The following is a 20,717-nucleotide window of genomic DNA, read 5'->3' as shown; positions in this document are numbered from 1 at the left end:
GTCTTACCCCCGGCTCCGGTATTGCTGGATCGCCTTCAGGCTCGTGTCGAGCGTGGGCAGCGCGACGGCGGCCGAGCCATCGTTCACTTCCTTGAGCAGTTCTCGCACGGTTTGCGTGTCTTTCGAGGCGCCGTCGAAGTAGCGCGCAAGCGTGGCGTCGGCGGCCGCGAGGTCGGACTTGAGCGTGTCCTGGTTGCGTGAGAGCAGCGAGAGGCGCGCCGAGAGCAAGCGCAGCTTCAGGTTCTGACGCACGAAATAGCCTTGATCGGGCGAAACGAGCATGGCGTCCGCGTTGTCGATGCGGCGCACCTGCACGAGGCTCGCAATCTGCTTGCCCACGCCGTCGACGAACGTGTCGATCCACACTTTCCATTTCGCCTGGTTGGTCGCGGCGGCGACCTGCGCGATATCGGCGGGCTGAGCAGCCTCGGGCTTCGTATGCGCGACGATCGCTTCACCCGAGAGCGGCAGCGAGTCGATCTGGCCGAGCGCGGTGTCGAGCTTGATGGCGAGGCCCGTCAAGTCCGTGGACGGCGCGGCCTTGAGCTTGTCGATGTCCTGTGCGATGGCCTTGCGCACGGCGATGGCCTGCGCGTTGTCCGAGGCGGCGAGGCGCGTGTCGGCGCTTTGCAGCGCGAAGAGCGCGAGCTGCGTGTTGCCCGTTAGCTGGAGCTGTTCGCTCGCGCTCGAAAGCATCTGGCCGACTTCGGCGAGCGTCCAGTCGTCGCGGCTCTTCGAAAGATCGGCGTATTGCTGCGCGAGCGCCTGCTGCGAATTCTGCGCGTCGGCGATCTTGCCTTCGAGCTGGGTGATCTGCTTGTCGAGCTGCTGTGCGCCCGAGACGGCCTCGTCGGTACGCGCGCGCAGCGCGGCGATTTGCTGTTCGCCTGCCTGCTGGCGCTGCGCGAGTTGCGTGTCGAGCCGGTCGAGCTTGCGGTTCAGCGCATAGCCACCCGCTCCCGCGCCCGCCGCGATCAGCACCACGACGAGCCACAGCAGCGCCGAGCCCGCGCCGCGGCGTGCCGCGCCCGGCGGCTGGCTCAGCGGCGCGGAAGAACCCGCGCCCGACGACGCATACGTCGGCCGCGCCGACGCGCTGCCCGTAGCCGACGCGCTGCTGGAGGAAACCGCCGCGCCCGTGGCGACAGCGCCCTGGTTTGCTGTGCTGCTTGAGTTGTTCGAATCTGTCATGCGTGGGTTGGCCGGCGCTTGGGCCGGAGTGTTCTGAACCGGTTGAACAACGGAAGAAGCGAGGCCAAGCAGCGTCTCGACGATGCGTTCGTCGCCCGCGCCGGACACCGTAATCCTATCAAAACCCATTGAGCGCGCCGTCTCGGCGATCCGCGGATGGGGAGCGACGAGCGGCGCGTGGCGCAGTTCGACGATCTCGCCCGCCGTGAGGTGCTCGCGCGCAAGCTCGTCGAGGTTGCGCACGCCTTCGGAGCTCGTGACGAGCCAGGCGTGCGGCGCGCCTTCGAGCAGCGCGTGGACCTGTGTCCACGCGGCGATGGGCGGCTCCGGAACAACGCGACGGTAAGCGGCCACTGTCTCCACCTCGGCGCCCGCTTCGCGCAGGCGCTCGGCGAGCCACTCTCGGCCGCCGTCGCCGCGCACGATCAGCACGCGCTTGCCCGCAAAGGCGTTCGCGCCAAAGGACTTTTCGAGCGCCGCGTAAAGCGACTCCGAATCGAAACGCGCAGGCTCTTCTTCCTCCGCGCCCGCAGGGCTCACCACGCGATGCTCGGGCGCGGCGACGCCGTGACGCGCGAGCGCGGCCACGCTCGCCGGGCCTACCACGGCCACGGGCAGCGCGGGCGGCCAGATCGAGGACACGGAGGCATAGCATGCAAACGCGCGATCGACGGCATTCGGCGAAACGAACACGACGAACGCATAGCGCTCGAGCGCGCCGAGCGCGGCGCGCAACGGCGCTTCGTCGATCACGGGCGCAATGGCGATGAGCGGGAAGTCGAGCGTACGCATGCCATGCTGCGCGAGTCGCCCGGCGAGACCATCCGACTGACCGGCCGGCCGGGTAATGACGACGGTGAACGCCCTGTCACCACTGTTGCCGTCGTTGCCGCTATCGCCGCTTGCGGATGGCGCACGCTTCGCGCCTGTGGAGGCGTCGCCTGGGCCGCCCCACTCGTCGGGCTGGCCGGCGTTGCCGCGCGGTTGCCAGGGGCCGGCCGTCATCGGGAGGCCGGGCCTTCGCCCGCCCCGGTTGGGTTGTTCGTGGCGGTGCCGGGTGCCGTATTCGGGCCATCGACCGCCTGGGCCGCATCGGCAAGCGCCCGGACGATCTCGAGCGCACCTTGCGCAATGAGGTCGTCGGCAACGCGGCGGCCGAGCGCTACGGCATCGTCGACCGTGGACGCCGCAGTGGCCTCCTGCGCCGCGAGCACGCGGCTCGCGTCGGGCGTGGCGATCGTGCCGCGCAGCGCGAGCTTGCCGTCGTGCCATTGCGCGTAGGCCGCGAGCGGCACCGTGCAACTGCCGCCCAGCGCGCGCGAAACCATGCGCTCGGCCTCGACGGCCTTGGCGGTGGCGTCGTCGTGCAGCGGCGCGAGCCATGCGGCGAGATCGGCGCGGTCAGCGCAAATCTCGATGCCAAGCGCGCCCTGGCCCGCCGCCGGCAAGCTGTCCTCGGGCTCGATGAGCGCGCGGATGCGCGCGCCGAGGCCAAGACGCTTCAAGCCCGCAGCCGCGAGAATGATGGCCGCGTAATCGCCGCGGTCGAGTTTGGCGAGGCGTGTGTCGAGATTGCCGCGCAACGGCTTCACATCGAGATGCGGATAGCGCGCGCGGATCATCGACTCGCGGCGCAGACTGGACGTCCCAACCACGCTGCCTGCCGGCAGTGCGGCAAGCGAATCGTAGTCGTTGGAGACGAACGCGTCGCGCGGGTCTTCGCGCTCCATGATGGCCGCGAGCGTGAAGCCTTCGGGCAACTCCATCGGCACGTCCTTGAGCGAGTGCACGGCGAGATCGGCACGGCCCTCGGCCAGTGCCTGCTCCAGTTCCTTCACGAAAAGGCCCTTGCCGCCCACCTTCGAGAGCGTGCGGTCGAGAATTTGATCGCCGCGTGTCGTCATTCCAACAATCTTCACGTCGCAGGCTGGATATAATTTGTGCAGCGCAGCTTGCACATGCTCTGCCTGCCACATCGCGAGGCGGCTCTCCCGCGAAGCGATCACCAGGGTGCGGGGCATGGGCGCGGATAACGTCTCGGAGTTCATGGCAAGTACATCGAATGACGGGATGAAAAGCAGGATCGGATAACAGGCAATGTTAGCACGCGCCCTTTTTACCGCCTCCCCGCAGGGACAGGCGACAAGGCGCGGGCGGCTAAGGAAGAGACTCGGGCGAAGCACGCGGCGCTTAATGTACCCATCGTAGGCAATTCGGTACGCAATGCGCCACGAGCCGGCCACTAGCGATACGTCATGCGCACGGCAGCCCGAAGAGGCAGCATGACTGGCGCGCGTCTGGCGTCGGTTTGGCGTAGATCTGGCACGTGTGTGATGCGTAGCCAGCCCGCGCGGCCTCGGCTATCGCCGCGGCGCCGCTTCGGCTTGCGCTCGCCCTCGCTGCGGCGCACTCTCCAGCAAGGCCTGCACCCGGCGCACCGCCATTGGCGGCCCGCGCCGCCTCTGCATTATCCGCACGGCTCGCGCAGGGTGGCACCTTCCGCCCTCTCCAGGTTGCACCCGCAGTACACGGCCCGGCTCGCGCCGCGGCCATGCAGTTGGCAGTTCTCCGACTAACCTGCCCATATCCTGGCAAGCCTCAAGGAAAACATCGTGAAGTCTTCAGGCTCGGCGCGCGCAGAGCGCCGCAACACCGCATCGCAGAACGCAACTTCGAAGGCCGCATCGGCCACGCCGTCGACGAAACCGGCGAAAACAACGAAGACCACGAAGACCACGAAATCCACCACGACCAAACCGGCGACCCAGACCAGGCAGGCCGCCGAGGCTGTCAAGACGCCGAAGGCCGCAAAAGCCCCGAAAGCGGCGAACGCCCCGAAAGCGGGCGCCTCGCGCAATGGGCGCGCGCGCGACGACAAGGACCAGCCGCTCTTCGAGGACATCAGGTATCTCGGCCGCGTGCTCGGCGACGTGCTGCGCGAGCAGGAAGGCGACGCCGTGTTCGACATGGTGGAATCCATTCGTAAGACCGCCGTGCGCTTTCGCCGCGAGGACGACAGCGCCGACGCGCTCGCGCTCGAAAAGCAGCTGCGCGCGCTCTCGCCCGAGCAGACCGTGAGCGTCGTGCGCGCCTTCAGCTACTTCTCGCATCTCGCGAACATCGCTGAAGATCGCCACCGCAACCGCCGCCGCCGCATTCACGACCTCGCGGGCTCGGCGCCGCAAGCGGGCACCTTCGCGCATTCGCTCGAACGTCTGGCGCAAGCGGGCGCGGCCGCGACGCCGGTGCTCCAGCAGTTCTTCAACGACGCGCTGATCGTGCCCGTGCTCACCGCGCACCCGACCGAAGTGCAGCGCAAGAGCACGCTCGACTCGCAGCACGACATCGCGCGCCTGCTCGCCGAGCGCGACCAGCCGCTCACGCACCGCGAACTCGAGCACAACGAGTCGCTGCTGCGCGCACGCGTGACGTCGCTCTGGCAAACGCGCATGCTGCGTGACTCGCGCCTGACTGTCGGCGACGAAATCGAGAACGCGCTCTCGTATTACCACACGACCTTCCTCACCGAGATCCCCGCGCTATACAGCGAGATCGAAACGCAGTTGAAGGAACACGGCCTTTCGGCGCGCCTGCCCGCTTTCTTCCAGATGGGCAGCTGGATCGGCGGCGACCGCGACGGCAACCCGAACGTCACCGCCGCCACGCTCGAAGAAGCGAGCGAGCGCCAGGCCCAGGTGATCCTCCAGCATTACCTCGACGAAGTGCACCGTCTGGGCGCCGAGCTTTCGGTGTCGAACCTGCTTGCGGGCGCGAGCGACGAACTGAAGGCGCTGGCCGAGGCCTCGCCCGACCAGTCGCCGCATCGCGTGGACGAGCCGTATCGCCGAGCGCTGATCGGCGTGTACACGCGCCTCGCCGCGAGCGCGCGCGTGCGTCTCGGTGAAGGCGTGGTGGCCGTGCGCAGCGCGGGCCGCAACGCCGCGCCCGTGCGCGCGAAGCCCTATGCCGATGCGGATGAGTTCTCGCGCGACCTGCATATCCTGATGGATTCGCTCGCCGAGCATCACGGAGCGTCGCTGGCGACCACGCGTCTCGCGCCGCTCATGCGCGCCGTCGACGTGTTCGGCTTCCATCTCGCCTCGATCGATTTGCGCCAGAGCTCGGACATCCACGAAGCCGTGATTACGGAGCTGCTCGCGCGCGCTGGCGTCGAAGCCGACTACGCAGCGCTTTCCGAAGAGGACAAGCAGATCGTGCTGCTCGCGCAGCTCGCCGATCCGCGCACGCTGCGCTCGCCGTACCTCGACTATTCGGACCTCGTGAAAAGCGAGCTGGGCGTGCTGGAAATGGCGCGCGTGACGCGCGAGAAATTCGGCGCGCGCGCGGTGCGCAACTACATCATCTCGCACACCGAAACGGTTTCCGACCTGCTCGAAGTGATGTTGCTGCAGAAGGAAACCGGCCTCATGAGCGGTCGCCTCGGCTACGCGGAAGACCCCGCGAAGGCCGCGCTGATGGTGATCCCGCTCTTCGAGACGATTCCCGACTTGCGCCACGCGCCGGGCATCATGCGCGACCTGCTCGCGCTGCCGGGCATCGACGGCATCGTTGAGCACCAGGGCAACGAGCAGGAAATCATGCTCGGCTACTCGGACAGCAACAAGGACGGCGGCTTCCTGACTTCGAACTGGGAGCTTTATCGCGCGGAGCTGGCGCTCGTCGCGCTGTACAAGCAGCGCGGCATCACGCTGCGTCTGTTCCACGGCCGCGGCGGCACGGTGGGCCGCGGAGGCGGCCCGACCTACAACGCGATCCTCTCGCAGCCGCCGGGCACGGTGGAAGGCCAGATCCGCCTCACGGAACAGGGCGAAGTCATCGCGAGCAAGTTCGGCAATCCGGAGATCGGCCGCCGCAACCTCGAAACGGTGATCGCCGCGACGCTCGAAGCCACGCTGCTGCCGATGGGCGGCGCGAGCAGCGCGCCCGATCAGCTGCCCGCATTCGAAGAGACGATGCAATCGCTCTCCGACGCCGCGATGGCCGCATACCGCTCGCTCGTGTACGAGACGCCCGGCTTCACCGACTACTTCTTCGCCTCGACGCCGATCACGGAAATCGCGGAGCTGAACATTGGCAGCCGACCGGCATCGCGCAAGCTGCAGGACCCGAAGAACCGCAAGATCGACGACCTGCGCGCCATTCCGTGGGGCTTCTCGTGGGGCCAGTGCCGCTTGCTGCTCACGGGCTGGTACGGCTTTGGCAGCGCGGTGGCCTCGTATCTCGATGATGCGGGCAGCGACGCCGAGCGTGCGCGCCGTCTTGCGATGTTCAAGAAGATGTACAAGACGTGGCCGTTCTTCTCGAACCTGCTCTCGAACATGGACATGACGCTCGCGAAGACCGACCTCGCGGTGGCCTCGCGCTACGCGCAGCTCGTGGCGGACAAGAAGCTGCGCAAGCTCGTGTTCGAGCGCATCGTGGCCGAATGGGAGCGCACGACGAAGGTGCTCGCCGAGATCACGGGTGCTGCCGAACGGCTCGCCGATAACCCGCTGCTCGCGCGCTCGATCAAGAATCGCTTCCCGTATCTCGATCCTTTGAATCACTTGCAGGTGGAACTGATCAAGCGTTATCGCGCCGGTGACCCGAGCCCGCGCGTGCGGCGCGGTATTCATCTGACGATCAACGGGATTGCGGCGGGGCTGCGCAATACGGGTTGAGCGTTCGCGCCAGGCTCATGTGGAAACGGCGTCGTGACCTCGCGGTCACGACGCCGTTTTTCATTGCCGCGGCTTCAGTCCCGCCGCGTCGCCTCGATCATCAACGCGTCGAGCTTGAACGACAAATCGCTCTGCACATCGAAGTATTGACGCACTTCATCCGGCGCGCGCTCCCACATCGAGCGGATCGCCGTCACGCGCTCGGGCGGCGTGCGCATGCGCGTGACCCACGAATCGAAGTCGAGTGCGATGCGCCAGCGCTCGCTCACCTTCGCGTCGAACCCTGCGGCGTCGAGCATCGCGATCCACTCGTCGGCGCGATAGTCGCGAATGTGCGAAGCATCGCGCAACACTTCGATCGCCTGAATATGCGTGTCGTAAAGCGGATCGTCGATGCCCGCGATGTCGATGAACTTCAGCCGCCCGCCCGGCTTGAGCACGCGGTGCACCTCGGCGAGCGCGCGCGGCACGTCGCGCCAGTGATGCGCGCTCATGCGGCTGACGGCCCAGTTGAAGCTCGCATCGGCGAACGGCAGCGTTTCCGCCGCGCCCTGTTGCGTGCGCACGGTCGTCAAACCGCGCTCCTTCGCGGCGGCTTCGACCGTGGCGAGCATCTGCGGGGCGATGTCGTAGGCCACGACATCACGCACGTGCGGCGCCACGGCAAAGCTCGCGTGGCCAGCGCCGCAGCCCATGTCCAACACCGTCGCATTGCCGCAGGTGGCCGCGAAGGTCGCGGCGAGATTCTCCAGATCCGCGCCGCTCGCGTGGACCTGGCTCGTGAGGTAGGCGGCGGCGGTCGAGCCGAATGCGTCGGCGACCTGATCGTGATGCTTCATCGCATGCTCCTTTTGCGGGTTTTGATGCGGTGCTTGATGTAGGGCGCGAAGCGTCGAGCGCTGCGCGTCGCGGGTTCTGCAATTTCCGGGCTGTCTGACGTAGCGGCCCGTCGCCGCGTCAGACGCTACAATAGGGGCCATTTTGTACCAGTACAAGTTAAGAGATTATTCTGGTATCAACGCCACCCGCCCCAGATCCAATGAGCCTCGACACGCCCGCCGCCGCCAGCGGCTCCGCCAAAACCCTCGACGCGACGCCCGCCCGCGCGCTGGGCGAATTCATCCGCGCCCACCGCGAGCGCCTTTCGCCCGCGGAAGTCGGTTTGCCGCCGGGCCCGCGCCGCCGCACGCCCGGCCTGCGCCGCGAAGAAGTCGCGCAGCTGTGCGGCGTGAGCCCGACCTGGTACACGTGGATCGAGCAGGGCCGCCCCGTTTCGGCCTCGGCGGACGCGCTCGCGCGCATTGCCGTCGCGCTGCGGCTCTCGCGCGCCGAGCGTGCCTACCTGTTCGAGCTGGCCGCACAGCGCGACCCCGCCGAGCCCGACCCGGCCAGCGCCGCGGACGCCCCCGCGACGCTGCTGCAAACGGTGAAGCTCGTGGACGCCCCCGCCTACGTGCTCGACCGCCAGTGGACCGCGCTCGCGTGGAACGCCCATGCAGCGGACCTCTTCACAGGCTGGCTCGACGGCGAGCACGACCGCAACCTGCTGCGCTTCACCTTCACCGAGCCGCTCGGGCGCGAACTGATCGTGGACTGGGAAACGCGGGCGCGACGTCTCGCCGCCGAATTCCGCGCCGATTCGATCCGCCATCTGAACGATGCGCCCACGCGCGCGCTGATCGATTCGCTGATCGCCGCGAGCGACGAGTTCGCGCGCTTCTGGGCCTCGCAGGACGTCTTCGAGCGCGAGGGTGGCCGGCGCGAGTTCAACCATCCGCGCCACGGCCGCATCGCCTACGACCAGATCACCTTCAAGCCCGCTCACCGCGAGGATCTCAAGCTCGTGGTGCTGGTGCGGCTCTGAGCGCCGCCTCGCGTCGGCCCGGCAGGCGGCCGATGTTAAAATTGTGATCTTTCACGCCGTGCGAGGCGCAAAGCGCCGCGCGGCCCGCGCTTTTTCACGCTCATCACGCTCGTTCACGCCCCATCACCATGACGTCCCAACTGCACAAAAAAGGCGAAGCCTGGTCGGCTCGCTTCTCCGAACCCATGTCGGAGCTGGTCAAGCGCTACACGTCGTCGGTCTTCTTCGACAAGCGTCTCGCGCTCGTCGACATCGAGGGCTCGCTCGCACACGCGTCGATGCTGGCCGCGCAGAAGATCATCTCCGCCGACGACCTCGCCGCCATCCAGGGCGGCATGGCGAAGATCAAGGGCGAGATCGAGCGCGGCGAATTCGAGTGGCTGCTCGACCTCGAAGACGTGCACCTGAACATCGAAGCGCGCCTGACCGCCCTGATCGGCGACGCAGGCAAGCGCCTGCACACGGGCCGCTCGCGCAACGACCAGGTCGCGACCGACATCCGCCTGTGGCTGCGCGGCGAGATCGACCGCATCGGCGGGCTGCTCGGCGACCTGCGCGGCGCGCTGCTCGACCTCGCTGAACAGCACTCGGGCACGATCATGCCCGGCTTCACGCACCTGCAAGTGGCGCAGCCGGTCACGTTCGGCCATCACCTGCTCGCCTACGTGGAAATGTTCACGCGCGACGCCGAGCGCATGGTGGACTGCCGCAAGCGCGTGAACCGTCTGCCGCTCGGCGCGGCCGCGCTCGCGGGCACGAGCTACCCGATCGACCGCTTCGCCGTGGCGAAGACGCTGGGCTTCGACGGCATCTGCGCGAACTCGCTCGACGCCGTCTCCGACCGCGACTTCGCGATCGAATTCACGGCGGCCGCTGCGCTCGTCATGACGCACGTCTCGCGCTTCTCGGAAGAACTCGTGCTGTGGATGAGCCCGCGCGTGGGCTTCATTGATCTGGCCGACCGCTTCTGCACGGGCTCGTCGATCATGCCGCAGAAGAAGAACCCGGACGTGCCGGAACTCGCGCGCGGCAAGACCGGCCGCGTGAACGGCCATCTCATGGCGCTCCTCACGCTCATGAAGGGCCAGCCGCTCGCCTACAACAAGGACAACCAGGAAGACAAGGAGCCGCTGTTCGACACCGTCGATACGGTTGCGGACACGCTGCGCATCTTCGCGGAGATGGTTGCTGGCATCACGGTCAAGGAGCAAGCGATGCGCGCGGCTGCGCTGCAAGGCTTCTCCACGGCCACGGATCTGGCCGACTACCTCGTCAAGAAGGGCCTGCCGTTCCGCGACGCGCACGAAGCGGTGGCGCACGCCGTTCGCATTTGCGTGGACCGCAACTGCGATCTCGCCGACCTCACGCTCGACGAAATGCGCCGCGAGCTGCCGGCCGTCTCGCACCTGCTGGCCGAAGACGTGTTTGAAGTGCTGACGCTCGAAGGCTCGGTCTCGGCGCGCAACCATCCGGGCGGCACGGCGCCCGAGCAAGTGCGTGCGGCCATCGCGGCGGCGCGCGCGGCACTCAAGTAAGCGCACCGAAGCGGGCGCAAGCCGCCCGCACGCACAGGCCAACCGGGCGCGCGACGGACAACGTCGCGCGCCCGGTTTGTTTTTGGGCCGGCGAACAAGATGACAACGCGCATGACAGCGCGCTGTACCCGCAGCAAAATGTCGGAAGTGTGCGCCCGGCAGTCGCGCGCCATGGCCTACGATCCCGCGCCATACTCACGTATTGCTCCGTCGGGTTTGTCTTCGCTCCCACTCCCCGTCCCATGATCGTCCGCCCTCACCTCCACTGGTTCCGCATGCTGCTCGCGTGGCGCGGCTCCGTGTTGCCGCAGCTTCTGCCGCGGCTCTTCATCGTGCTGGTCCTCTCGATCGTCGCGGTCGCCGCGCACGATCACATCCTCAAGCTCACGGTGAACCTGAGCACGGTGCCGTTCTCGCTGATCGGTATCGCGCTTGCGGTGTTTCTCGGCTTTCGCAACAGCGCGAGCTACGACCGCTACTGGGAAGGCCGCAAGCTGTGGGGGCAAATGCTCAACGAATCGCGTTCGCTGGTGCGCGAGGCGCTGACGCTGCCTCGCAACGGCGACGAAGCCGCCACGCGCGAGCGCGCGCGTGAACTGTGCGGTCTGCTCGGCGCGCTGCCGCATGCGCTGCGCCATCAATTGCGCAACACCGACCCGCGCGCCGATCTCGAAACGCGCTTGCCGGGCGCACTGTTCGAGCGCGTGATGGCCTCGCGCTACCGGCCGGCCACGCTCATGCTGTGCGCCTCGGAATGGGTCCAGCGCGAGACGCGCCAAGCTCGCCTCGACGGCTACGCGGTGCTCGCGTTCGAGCACAATCTCAATGGCATTTCAGACGTGATCGGCGGGTGCGAGCGCATCGTCTCCACGCCGCTGCCGTTCGCCTATACGGTGATGATTCATCGCACCGTGTACTTCTTCTGCGCCTTGCTGCCATTCGGCCTCGTCGATAGCATCGGCGGCTTGACGCCGATCTTCGCCGTGTTCGTGGCCTACGCGTTCATGGCCCACGAGGCGATCGCCTCGCAGCTCGAAGACCCGTTCGGCACCGAGGACAACGACCTCGCGCTGAACCTGATGTCGGCCGGCATCGAAGTCGCATTGCACGACCTGATGGGCGAGCCCACGTCGCTGCCGGTACGCACGCCGGAGCAGTTCATCATCGACTGAAAGCGCACCCTCAGTGGTTGTTCACCGTTTCGGCGAGGCGCTTCAAGGTCGCAAGACGCCCGCCCAGCAGATCGAGCCGTGCATGTTCGTCGATGAGCGGCGTGGTCGCGTCTCGATACGCGCGCCAATCGCTTTGTGCGCGCGCAACCGTAGGCCGCGCGGGCTTCGGCATGCGCGCATAGAGCTGACGGTAGTAGCGATTGAGGTCGTAGCTCACGTGCTCGCAGCGCGCGTCTGCGCTGCAGGCACGCACCTTCGGCGTGTCGCCGTCGTACGTGGCCGCCTGGTTGCGCAGCGCGAGCGCGCGCTCGCGCACCGGCTGCAGGCGCATGTCCGCCTCGTAAAGCTGGTAGGTGCTGCCGCTCGTGGTCGCGAACGCGGCGCCGAGCATGGTGTCCTCGGCGTCGCGCCAGGCCACCCACTTCTGCTGACTCAGCTGCCAGCGCTTTTGCTGCGCGGCGGGCAACTTCGCGAGCAGTTGCGTGAGCGCGGTGTCGGCGGCCGTACGCCACGCGGTGCGCGCGTCGTCCATGCACTGGATCTGCCCGGCCGTCGACGAGCGGTCCGCGCGCGCGAGACACGTACGCATGGCCGTGTCGATCGGATCGGCCGCTGCGACCTCGGCGTGTGCCGCCGGCGCCACGGCGAACAGCACCGTGGCCACTGACACCAGCGACAGCGCCGACGCCGTCGCAGCAAGGAAACGCGCTAGCCGCGCCGAAGAACCACCTGACATTCCCCTCCCCTGCGCGCTCAGGCGCGCACGCAATCCACGAAATACTCGATGCGGCCGTTGATGGTCTCGCCCACGAGCCCGTGGATGTCGGTGTGGAAGCCCGGGAAGCGCTCGTTGAACTCGCGCGCGAACTTCAGATAATTCACGATCGTCCTGTTGAAGCGTTCGCCCGGAATCAGGAGCGGAATGCCCGGCGGATACGGCGTGAGCAGGATCGACGTGACACGGCCTTCGAGTTCGTCCACAGGCACACGGTCGATCTCGCGGTGCGCGAGTTTCGCAAAGGCGTCCGACGGCTTCATCGCGGGCTCCATGCTCGAGAGGTACATCTCGGTCGTGAGACGGGCGATGTCGTTGGCGCGGTAGACGCTGTGGATTTGCTGGCACAGATCGCGCAGGCCCACGCGCTCGTACATCGGGTGTTGCGCGACGAACTCGGGCAGCACGCGCCACAGCGGCTGGTTGTTGTCGTAGTCGTCCTTGAACTGCTGGAGTTCGGTGACCATCGAGTTCCAGCGGCCCTTCGTGATGCCGATCGTGAACATGATGAAGAACGAGTACAGACCGGTCTTCTCCACGATGATGCCGTGCTCGGCCAGGTACTTCGTCACGATCGCGGCCGGAATGCCGGTCTCGCCGAACTCGCCGTCCACGTCCAGACCCGGCGTGACGATGGTCGCCTTGATCGGGTCCAGCATGTTGAAGCCTTCGGCGAGCGCGCCGAAGCCGTGCCAGTGATCGTTCGGGCGCAGCATCCAGTCTTCGCGAGAGCCGATGCCTTCTTCGGCCAGCTCGTCCGGACCCCAGACCTGGAAGAACCAGTCGTCGCCGTATTCGGCGTCGACCTTGCGCATGGCGCGGCGGAAGTCGAGCGCCTCGGCGATCGACTCTTCCACCAGCGCCGGGCCGCCCGGCGCTTCCATCATCGCGGCAGCGACGTCGCACGACGCGATGATCGCGTACTGCGGGCTCGTCGACGTGTGCATCAAATAGGCTTCGTTGAAGCGGTGGCGGTCGAACGCGCTGTCTTCCGAGTCCTGCACGACGATCTGCGAAGCCTGCGAGATGCCGGCGAGCAGCTTGTGCGTGGAGTGCGTCGCGAACACGAGTGCCTTGGTGCGCGGACGGCCCGCGCCGATCGCGTGCATGTCCTGGTAGAACTCGTGGAATTCGGCGTGTGGCAGCCAGGCTTCGTCGAAGTGCAGCGTGTCGAGCATGTCACCGAGCAGATCCTTGATCATCTCGACGTTGTAGACCACGCCGTCGTACGTGCTCTGCGTGATCGTGAGAATGCGCGGCTTGGCGTTCGGATTCTTCGCGAGCACTTCACGGGCGAACGGATTCGCCTCGATCTTCTTGCGGATGTTTTCCGGCTTGAACTCGTCGCGCGGAATCGGGCCGATGATGCCGAAGTTGTTGCGCGTGGGCGTGAGGAACACGGGAATCGCGCCCGTCATCGTGATCGCGTGCAGGATCGACTTGTGACAGTTGCGGTCCACCAGCACGATGTCGCCCGGCGCCACCGTTGCATGCCAGACGATCTTGTTGGACGTGGACGTGCCATTGGTCACGAAGAACACGTGGTCGGCGCTGAAGATGCGCGCCGCGTTGCGCTCCGAAGCCGCTACCGGGCCGGTGTGATCGAGCAACTGGCCGAGTTCCTCGACCGCATTGCAGACGTCGGCGCGCAGCATGTTCTCGCCGAAGAACTGGTGGAACATCTGGCCGAGCGGGTTCTTCAGGAAAGCCACGCCGCCCGAGTGACCCGGGCAGTGCCACGAGTACGAGCCTTCGTCCGCGTACTTGACGAGTTCCTTGAAGAACGGCGGCGACAGCGCGTCGAGATACACCTTCGCTTCGCGAATCACGTGGCGCGCGACGAACTCCGGCGTGTCCTCGAACATGTGAATGAAGCCGTGCAGCTCACGCAGGATGTCGTTGGGCAGATGGCGCGAGGTGCGCGTTTCTCCGTACAGAAAGATGGGGATGTCGGCGTTGCGCTTGCGCACCGCTTCCATGAACGCGCGCAGCGCGACGATCGCGGGCGCGTGCTCCGGCGCTTCGCCGTCCGAGCCTTCCACGTAGGGCAGCAGCTCGTCGTCGTCGATCGAGAGGATGAAGCATGCCGCGCGGCTCGACTGCTGCGCGAACGACGTGAGGTCGCCGTAGCTCGTCAGCCCGAGGACTTCCGCGCCCTCTTTCTCGATGGCTTCGGCGAGTGCCCGGATGCCGGAACCCGAGATGTTCTCGGAGCGAAAGTCTTCGTCGATGATGACGACGGGAAAACGAAACTTCATGGGCGATTCTCCAAAAGAAACGACCGCTGCATATGACGCGCAGCGGTCCCCGTATGTCGTTGTGTCCGGTGGTTGCGTGCGTCAGGTCTTCGGCAGGGTGACGCCGTGCTGGCCTTGATACTTGCCGCCGCGATCCGCGTAAGAGACCTCGCAGACCTCATCGCTTTCGAAGAACAGCACTTGAGCCACACCCTCGTTCGCGTAGATTTTCGCAGGCAAAGGTGTCGTATTTGAGAATTCGAGCGTCACGTAGCCTTCCCACTCGGGCTCGAACGGCGTGACGTTCACGATGATCCCGCAGCGCGCATAAGTCGACTTGCCCAGACACACGGTCAGGACGTTGCGCGGAATGCGGAAATATTCGACCGTGCGCGCGAGCGCGAACGAATTGGGCGGGATGATGCAGACGTCGCCCTTGAAGTCCACGAACGACTTTTCGTCGAAGTTCTTCGGATCGACAATGGTCGAGTTGATGTTCGTGAAGATCTTGAATTCGTCGGCGCAACGGATGTCGTAGCCGTAGCTCGACGTGCCGTAGCTCACGATCTTGCGGCCGTCTTCCGACATCCGGACCTGATCGCGCACGAACGGCTCGATCATCTTCTGCTCTTCGGCCATGCGCCGGATCCACTTGTCGGACTTGATTGCCATGTTCGCTACTTAACGAGAAATCGGGTCGGGAAAGCACGCGGACGGACCCACCGGGCGCGCGCCGCGTGCGAAAGGCGCCTATTTTACGCGATGTGGATCGGCATGCCTGGAACGACGTTTCAGGTGGCCGCAAATGCCACGCTCAGCCACGCTCACTGGGCGCGGATCAGCCCGCAGGCGAGCGCCGGGCCCGTGCCGCGCTGCGGGTACGCATAGGGGTCGATGGCGTCCCGGTGCACGATCACCGCGCGTTGCAGCACGGAGCGCACGCCGTCGAGCGAGACGTCGGGCGCGACGATGAAGCCCGTCGCCACGCCATTCGAATCCGCATGGATATTGCCGAGGTCGCCTTCCACGCGCGCGCCGGGCTTCAGGCGCTCCGCGGCGGGCGCGAACACGGGGCCGGCGCTCGAGGCGTCGGTGGCGTTGCAGTCGCCGCGCTCGTGGACCTGCAATGCGTGATCGCTGTCGGGCGGCAGGCCCGCGAGGTTGTAGCTCACCTGCACGCCGTCCGAGTGTTCGACGAACGAGACCGTGCCGCGCACCTGGCTGCCGACAGTGGGCAGCAGCTGCGCGTTCGCGCGCTTGTCTTCCTGCCCCATGAAGCTCGTGCAGCCCGCAAGCAGCGCGCAGCCGCAGAGCGCGACGAGGGCGATCATCCGAACGACGTGCGCATTCCCCGCTTGCCTGTCGTGTCCTTTATCCATGCGATCCTCTTGCCGGGCGGCGGCAGCCCCGTTGCTGCCGCCATACCGGACCCGATGAAGCCCACATGATACCGCGCACGCAGCGCGCCGCGTGCCTATCTGTCCCCATACGCGGGGCGCCGCACAAGCGCAGCGGCCCGCACCGGCGCTCAGGTGTTCTGCACGACGATGGTCGGGAACTTCGAGGTCATGTCGCGGGCGCGCTCGGCGATCTGGATCGCCACGCGGCGCGCGATCGCGCGGTAGATTTCCGCCACCGGCCCCTGCGGCGCGGCCACGACGGTCGGGTTGCCCGAATCGGCCTGCTCGCGAATGGCGATGTCGAGCGGCAGGCTGCCGAGCACTTCCACGCCGTATTCCTTCGCCATGCGCTCGCCGCCGCCCGCGCCGAAGATATGCTCGGCGTGGCCGCAATTCGAGCAGATGTGCACGGCCATGTTCTCGACGATGCCGAGAATCGGAATGCCCACCTTCTCGAACATCTTGAGGCCCTTCTTCGCGTCGAGCAGCGCGATGTCCTGCGGCGTCGTGACGATCACGGCGCCCGTGACGGGCACGCGCTGCGAGAGCGTGAGCTGGATGTCGCCGGTGCCCGGCGGCATGTCGACCACGAGATAGTCGAGTTCGCGCCAGTTCGTCTGACGCAGCAGTTGCTCGAGCGCGGAAGTCGCCATCGGGCCGCGCCAGACCATGGGGTTGTCCTGCTCGACCAGAAAGCCGATCGAGTTGGCCTGCACGCCGTGGCCTTCGAGCGGATTCATCGACTGGCCATCGGGCGACTCGGGGCGGCCTTCGATGCCGAGCATCATCGGCAGCGAGGGGCCGTAGATGTCCGCGTCGAGCACGCCGACCGAAGCGCCTTCGGCCGCGAGCGCCAGCGCGAGATTCACGGCGGTCGTGCTCTTGCCCACGCCGCCCTTGCCCGAGGCCACGGCGACGATGTTCTTCACATTCGGCAGCAGCTTCACGCCGCGTTGCACCGTATGCGCGGTAATTTCGCTTCTGACCGCGACGCGGCTCGTCTTCACGCCCGGCACTGCGGCGAGCGCCGCCTCGACCTGCTTGCGCACGGCTTCGAACTGGCTCTTCGCCGGATAGCCAAGCACGATCTCGACGCCGACCGTATCGCCTTCGACGGTGACATTGCGCACGCCCTTGGCCACCGTATAGGGATGGCCCGTGTTCGGATCCGTCAAGGCCGCAAGCGCGGCGTCGACCAAAGCCCGATCTATGCTCATTGAAACTCCGTGGGGAGAATGCCGGTCTGCGTTTGCGCCTGTCCGAGTGAGGACTGATCGCCTACGCGCCGGAAATCGAAAGAAATTGTTAAGCTGCATTGCGCAAAATTACCCGACAGGGCACGCTTCGCGGCAGCATCGATTTCGTGTGCCGGCCAGGTGCTCTCAAAGCCGCGATCCCGCGGCTTTTCGCCTGGCGGCGCAAACCTCAAGACGTCATTGTAGTAGTTGCCGCTGCGCGCCGTTCGAATACCCTGTTCGCACGCGGGGCCGCGAACGCCGCGTGCAGCGTCCGTTCCACTCAAGTAAGGAAAGCAAATGAACACAAGAATCCTGACCCGCCTGTCCGTTTTCGCCGTTGCCGGCGCGCTCGTCGCCGGCTGCGCGACGCAGCAGGGCACCAACACGGCTCTCGGCACCGGTGTCGGCGCAGGCACGGGCGCGGCCATCGGCGCGATCTTCGGCGGCGGCAAGGGCGCGGCGATCGGCGCGGGCGCGGGCGCGCTGGTCGGCGGCATCACCGGCTACAACTGGCAGAACATCAAGAACAAGCTTTCGGGCTCCACCAAGGGCACGGGCACGCAGATCACCGAGCAGCCGGACGGCTCGCTCAAGCTCAACATTCCGAGCAACGTGACCTTCGACACCAGCAGCTACGCGATCAAGCCGTCGTTCGCGCCGGTGCTCGACGAGGTCGCGCAGACGCTCCAGCAGAATCCGGAAGTCGTCGCGCAAGTCGTGGGTCATACGGATAACACCGGCCAGCCCGCATACAACCAGACGCTGTCGGCCAACCGCGCGCAGAGCGTGGTGAACTACCTTGCCTCGCGCGGCATCCCGATGCAGCGCATGTCGGCCGAGGGCCGCGGCGACACCCAGCCGATCGCCGACAACAGCACGGAAACCGGGCGCGCCGCGAACCGCCGCGTGGAAATCTACCTGCGCGCGACGGCACAGCACCAGGGCGGCTAAGCCGGCCCGGCGCAGTTGCCGGAAAAGCGGTAGCCAAAATGTCGCAGAGAAAACAGCGACACATCAACGGGACGGCAACCATGCCGTCCCGTTTGCATTTTGAGCGGCCCGAAGACGCGCGCTGAAACCCTTGATGGACAGCCACCGGTCGCCCGCTTCAAAGCGCCAGCAGAGAATCGAAAAATTTATCGAACTCTCGGGAAATCGTGCTGTCTGTCTTTACGGTACGTGTGCGGCAGTGCCGCCGCGTCACCATTCTCCTCTTGTCGTTGTTGCTCCGGGGCCATTCTTGCCCCGGTTTTTTTTGGCCGCGATTTGTGCATCGCAGCATAGTCGTTGCTCGCGCGGCGCATACGAGTGTCCATCTGCTGGCCGAACGGCGCTGCGTCCGCCCTGCTAAAATCGCCCTTTCCCCCTGCAACATCGGACTTCCCCTCACTTATGTCAGCACCCGCCACCGACCTCGCAGCAGCCGGCGCGCATGCCAATCCAAGCGGCCGCCGCCAGATTCTCGTTACGTCTGCTCTGCCGTACGCCAACGGTCAGATCCACATCGGCCACCTGGTCGAGTACATCCAGACGGACATCTGGGTTCGCGCGCTGCGAATGCATGGCCACGAGGTCTACTACGTCGGTGCCGACGACACGCACGGCACGCCCGTCATGCTGCGCGCGGAGAAGGAAGGCCTCACGCCGCAGCAGCTGATCGCGCGCGTGTGGCAAGAGCACAAGCGCGATTTCGACAGCTTCGGCGTGTCGTTCGACAACTACTACTCGACGGACTCCGAAGAGAATCGCGTGCTCTCCGAGTCGGTGTATCTGGCGCTCAAGGAAGCGGGTTTCATCGAGACACGCGACATCGAGCAGGCCTACGATCCGGTCAAGAACATGTTTCTGCCGGACCGCTTCATCAAGGGCGAGTGCCCGAAGTGCGGCGCGAAAGATCAGTACGGCGACAGCTGCGAAGTGTGCGGCTCGACCTACGCACCGACTGACCTGAAGAATCCGTACTCGGTGGTCTCGGGCGCGACGCCCATCCGCAAGACCTCGACGCACTATTTTTTCCGCCTCTCGGACCCGCGCTGCGAAGACTTCCTGCGCGGTTGGGTGAGTGGCCTCGCTCAACCGGAAGCGACCAACAAGATGCGCGAGTGGCTCGGCGACTCGGGCGAATCGAAGCTCGCCGACTGGGACATCTCGCGCGACGCACCCTACTTCGGCTTCGAGATTCCGGGCGCGCCCGGCAAGTACTTCTACGTGTGGCTCGACGCGCCGGTGGGTTATTACGCGAGCTTCAAGAACCTGTGCGAGCAGCGCGGCCTCGACTTCGAGGCCTGGGTGAAGGCCGGTTCGAAGACGGAGCAGTACCACTTCATCGGCAAGGACATCCTGTATTTCCATACGCTGTTCTGGCCTGCCATGCTCCAGTTCTCGGGTCACCGCACGCCGACCAACGTCTTCGCGCACGGTTTCCTGACCGTGGACGGCGCGAAGATGTCGAAGTCGCGCGGCACATTCATCACGGCGGAAAGCTACGTGACCACGGGCCTGAACCCCGAGTGGCTGCGCTACTACTTCGCCGCGAAGCTCAACAGCACGATGGAAGACCTCGACCTGAACCTCGATGACTTCCAGGCGCGCGTGAACAGCGACCTCGTCGGCAAGTACATCAATATCGCGAGCCGCGCGGCAGGCTTCCTGATCAAGCGCTTCGAAGGCCGCGTGCAAGATAGCGCGATGAATCATCCGTTGCTCGAACAGCTGCGCACGGCGATTCCGCACATCGCTGCGCACTACGAAGCACGCGAATACAGCCGCGCGCTGCGCCAGACGATGGAGCTCGCCGACGCCGTGAACGGCTACGTCGATACGGCCAAGCCGTGGGAACAGGCCAAGGATCCGGCCAACTCGGTGGCGCTGCACGAGACCTGCAGCGTGAGCCTCGAAGCATTCCGCCTGCTTTCGCTCGCGCTCAAGCCGGTGCTGCCGCAACTCGCTGAAGGCGTGGAGCAGTTCCTCGCCATCGAGCCGCTTACGTGGGCCGATGCAGGGCGCGCGCTGTCGTCGCAACAGCCGATCAACGCGTACAAGCACCTGATGACGCGCGTCGATCCGAAGCAGATCGAAGCGCTGCTCGCCGCCAACCGCGATTCGCTGCAGGCAACCGATGCGCCCGCCGCCGCGGCTGCGGACGCAAACAAGAAGTCGAAGGCGGCGAAGGAAGCGAAAAAGCCTGCCGCCGATGAAACGCCCGAAGTCATCTCCATCGACGACTTCGCGAAGATCGATCTGCGCGTGGCGCTGATCGTCGACTGCAACATCGTCGAAGGTTCGGACAAGCTGCTGCAACTCACGCTCGACGTGGGCGAAGAAAAGACGCGCAACGTGTTCTCGGGCATCCGTTCCGCGTACAAGCCGGAAGACCTCAAGGGCAAGCTCACGGTGATGGTCGCGAACCTCGCGCCGCGCAAGATGAAGTTCGGCATGTCCGAAGGGATGGTGCTCGCGGCCTCCGCGGCTGACGAGAAGGCTGAGCCTGGCCTGTATATCCTCGAACCGCATTCCGGTGCAAAACCGGGTATGCGCGTGCGTTAAGGCGATACAAGCGCAAACGCCACGGCGTTGCGCTACTCGAAAAAAAGCACACCCCTCAGGTGTGCTTTTTTTTGCTGT

At 66.0% G+C, this 20,717-nt stretch carries 14 protein-coding genes; 6 read left to right on the top strand and 8 right to left on the bottom strand.

Annotation, left to right across the window (positions count from 1 at the left end):
* Nucleotides 1-3 precede the first annotated feature (3 nt).
* Together hemDX and hemC are read right to left on the bottom strand one after the other, a co-directional pair.
* A complete protein-coding gene (hemDX, locus tag L0U83_RS03805; protein ID WP_233880664.1) occupies nt 4-2,196 on the bottom strand; it encodes a fused uroporphyrinogen-III synthase HemD/membrane protein HemX in 2,193 nt (730 codons plus the stop codon).
* Entirely contained in the window at nt 2,193-3,239 is a 1,047-nt protein-coding gene (hemC, locus tag L0U83_RS03800) for a hydroxymethylbilane synthase (protein WP_233880661.1), read from the bottom strand. Before hemC ends, hemDX begins: the two co-directional genes overlap by 4 nt.
* 564 nt (nt 3,240-3,803) lie before the next feature.
* On the opposite strand from hemC, the gene ppc reads away from it, so the two are divergent.
* Nucleotides 3,804-6,872, top strand: a complete 3,069-nt coding sequence (ppc, locus tag L0U83_RS03795; protein WP_233880658.1) for a phosphoenolpyruvate carboxylase — start codon at nt 3,804-3,806, stop codon at nt 6,870-6,872.
* Nucleotides 6,873-6,946: 74 nt separating this feature from the next.
* Here ppc and L0U83_RS03790 read toward each other — a convergent pair whose 3' ends face one another.
* Nucleotides 6,947-7,711 carry a class I SAM-dependent methyltransferase gene (locus tag L0U83_RS03790; protein ID WP_233880655.1) on the bottom strand — a complete coding sequence of 255 codons (765 nt, stop codon included), beginning with the start codon at nt 7,709-7,711 and terminating at the stop codon, nt 6,947-6,949.
* A 200-nt stretch (nt 7,712-7,911) separates the two neighbouring features.
* On the opposite strand from L0U83_RS03790, the gene L0U83_RS03785 reads away from it, so the two are divergent.
* The 3 genes from L0U83_RS03785 to L0U83_RS03775 all read left to right on the top strand — a co-directional run bounded on the left by L0U83_RS03785 (nt 7,912) and on the right by L0U83_RS03775 (nt 11,443).
* Nucleotides 7,912-8,736 carry a helix-turn-helix transcriptional regulator gene (locus L0U83_RS03785; protein ID WP_233880651.1) on the top strand — a complete coding sequence of 275 codons (825 nt, stop codon included), beginning with the start codon at nt 7,912-7,914 and terminating at the stop codon, nt 8,734-8,736.
* A gap of 128 nt (nt 8,737-8,864) precedes the next feature.
* The gene (gene argH / locus L0U83_RS03780) at nt 8,865-10,271 is read left to right on the top strand and encodes an argininosuccinate lyase (RefSeq protein ID WP_233880649.1); all 1,407 of its coding nucleotides are present in this window, start codon (nt 8,865-8,867) and stop codon (nt 10,269-10,271) included.
* A 242-nt stretch (nt 10,272-10,513) separates the two neighbouring features.
* Nucleotides 10,514-11,443: a bestrophin family protein gene (locus L0U83_RS03775; protein ID WP_233880647.1), complete on the top strand. Its 930-nt coding sequence runs from the start codon at nt 10,514-10,516 to the stop codon at nt 11,441-11,443.
* A 10-nt stretch (nt 11,444-11,453) separates the two neighbouring features.
* Here L0U83_RS03775 and L0U83_RS03770 read toward each other — a convergent pair whose 3' ends face one another.
* The 5 genes from L0U83_RS03770 to apbC all read right to left on the bottom strand — a co-directional run bounded on the left by L0U83_RS03770 (nt 11,454) and on the right by apbC (nt 17,072).
* Nucleotides 11,454-12,179 (bottom strand): lysozyme inhibitor LprI family protein, encoded by a 726-nt coding sequence (locus L0U83_RS03770; protein WP_233880645.1) that lies wholly within the window; start codon nt 12,177-12,179, stop codon nt 11,454-11,456.
* A gap of 17 nt (nt 12,180-12,196) precedes the next feature.
* Nucleotides 12,197-14,476 (bottom strand): arginine/lysine/ornithine decarboxylase, encoded by a 2,280-nt coding sequence (locus L0U83_RS03765; RefSeq protein ID WP_233880643.1) that lies wholly within the window; start codon nt 14,474-14,476, stop codon nt 12,197-12,199.
* Between the two features lie 81 nt (nt 14,477-14,557).
* A complete protein-coding gene (gene dcd, locus L0U83_RS03760; RefSeq protein ID WP_028210539.1) occupies nt 14,558-15,127 on the bottom strand; it encodes a dCTP deaminase in 570 nt (189 codons plus the stop codon).
* Nucleotides 15,128-15,279: 152 nt separating this feature from the next.
* A complete protein-coding gene (locus L0U83_RS03755; RefSeq protein WP_233883698.1) occupies nt 15,280-15,786 on the bottom strand; it encodes a superoxide dismutase family protein in 507 nt (168 codons plus the stop codon).
* 197 nt (nt 15,787-15,983) lie between these two features.
* A complete protein-coding gene (gene apbC / locus L0U83_RS03750; protein ID WP_233880642.1) occupies nt 15,984-17,072 on the bottom strand; it encodes an iron-sulfur cluster carrier protein ApbC in 1,089 nt (362 codons plus the stop codon).
* Nucleotides 17,073-17,390: 318 nt separating this feature from the next.
* On the opposite strand from apbC, the gene L0U83_RS03745 reads away from it, so the two are divergent.
* Together L0U83_RS03745 and metG are read left to right on the top strand one after the other, a co-directional pair.
* Nucleotides 17,391-18,044: a YiaD family glycine zipper/OmpA-like lipoprotein gene (locus tag L0U83_RS03745; RefSeq protein WP_233880640.1), complete on the top strand. Its 654-nt coding sequence runs from the start codon at nt 17,391-17,393 to the stop codon at nt 18,042-18,044.
* Between the two features lie 441 nt (nt 18,045-18,485).
* On the top strand, nt 18,486-20,639 hold the full coding sequence (gene metG, locus L0U83_RS03740) for a methionine--tRNA ligase (RefSeq protein WP_233880638.1): 2,154 nt from the start codon (nt 18,486-18,488) through the stop codon (nt 20,637-20,639).
* Nucleotides 20,640-20,717 lie beyond the last annotated feature (78 nt).

The sequence above is a fragment of the Paraburkholderia flagellata genome (assembly GCF_021390645.1).
Lineage (GTDB): Bacteria > Pseudomonadota > Gammaproteobacteria > Burkholderiales > Burkholderiaceae > Paraburkholderia > Paraburkholderia flagellata.
Note: the sequence above shows the minus strand (reverse complement) of the source record. Positions and strands in the feature narration are given on the sequence as shown.

Coding starts and splice junctions, on each gene's coding strand:
- hemDX (WP_233880664.1), bottom strand. CDS start 2,196: ATGACGGCCGGCCCCTGGCAACCGCGCGGCAACGCCGGCCAGCCCGAC.
- hemC (WP_233880661.1), bottom strand. CDS start 3,239: ATGAACTCCGAGACGTTATCCGCGCCCATGCCCCGCACCCTGGTGATC.
- L0U83_RS03790 (WP_233880655.1), bottom strand. CDS start 7,711: ATGAAGCATCACGATCAGGTCGCCGACGCATTCGGCTCGACCGCCGCC.
- L0U83_RS03785 (WP_233880651.1), top strand. CDS start 7,912: ATGAGCCTCGACACGCCCGCCGCCGCCAGCGGCTCCGCCAAAACCCTC.
- argH (WP_233880649.1), top strand. CDS start 8,865: ATGACGTCCCAACTGCACAAAAAAGGCGAAGCCTGGTCGGCTCGCTTC.
- L0U83_RS03775 (WP_233880647.1), top strand. CDS start 10,514: ATGATCGTCCGCCCTCACCTCCACTGGTTCCGCATGCTGCTCGCGTGG.
- L0U83_RS03770 (WP_233880645.1), bottom strand. CDS start 12,179: ATGTCAGGTGGTTCTTCGGCGCGGCTAGCGCGTTTCCTTGCTGCGACG.
- L0U83_RS03765 (WP_233880643.1), bottom strand. CDS start 14,476: ATGAAGTTTCGTTTTCCCGTCGTCATCATCGACGAAGACTTTCGCTCC.
- dcd (WP_028210539.1), bottom strand. CDS start 15,127: ATGGCAATCAAGTCCGACAAGTGGATCCGGCGCATGGCCGAAGAGCAG.
- L0U83_RS03755 (WP_233883698.1), bottom strand. CDS start 15,786: ATGATCGCCCTCGTCGCGCTCTGCGGCTGCGCGCTGCTTGCGGGCTGC.
- apbC (WP_233880642.1), bottom strand. CDS start 17,072: ATGAGCATAGATCGGGCTTTGGTCGACGCCGCGCTTGCGGCCTTGACG.
- L0U83_RS03745 (WP_233880640.1), top strand. CDS start 17,391: ATGAACACAAGAATCCTGACCCGCCTGTCCGTTTTCGCCGTTGCCGGC.
- metG (WP_233880638.1), top strand. CDS start 18,486: ATGTCAGCACCCGCCACCGACCTCGCAGCAGCCGGCGCGCATGCCAAT.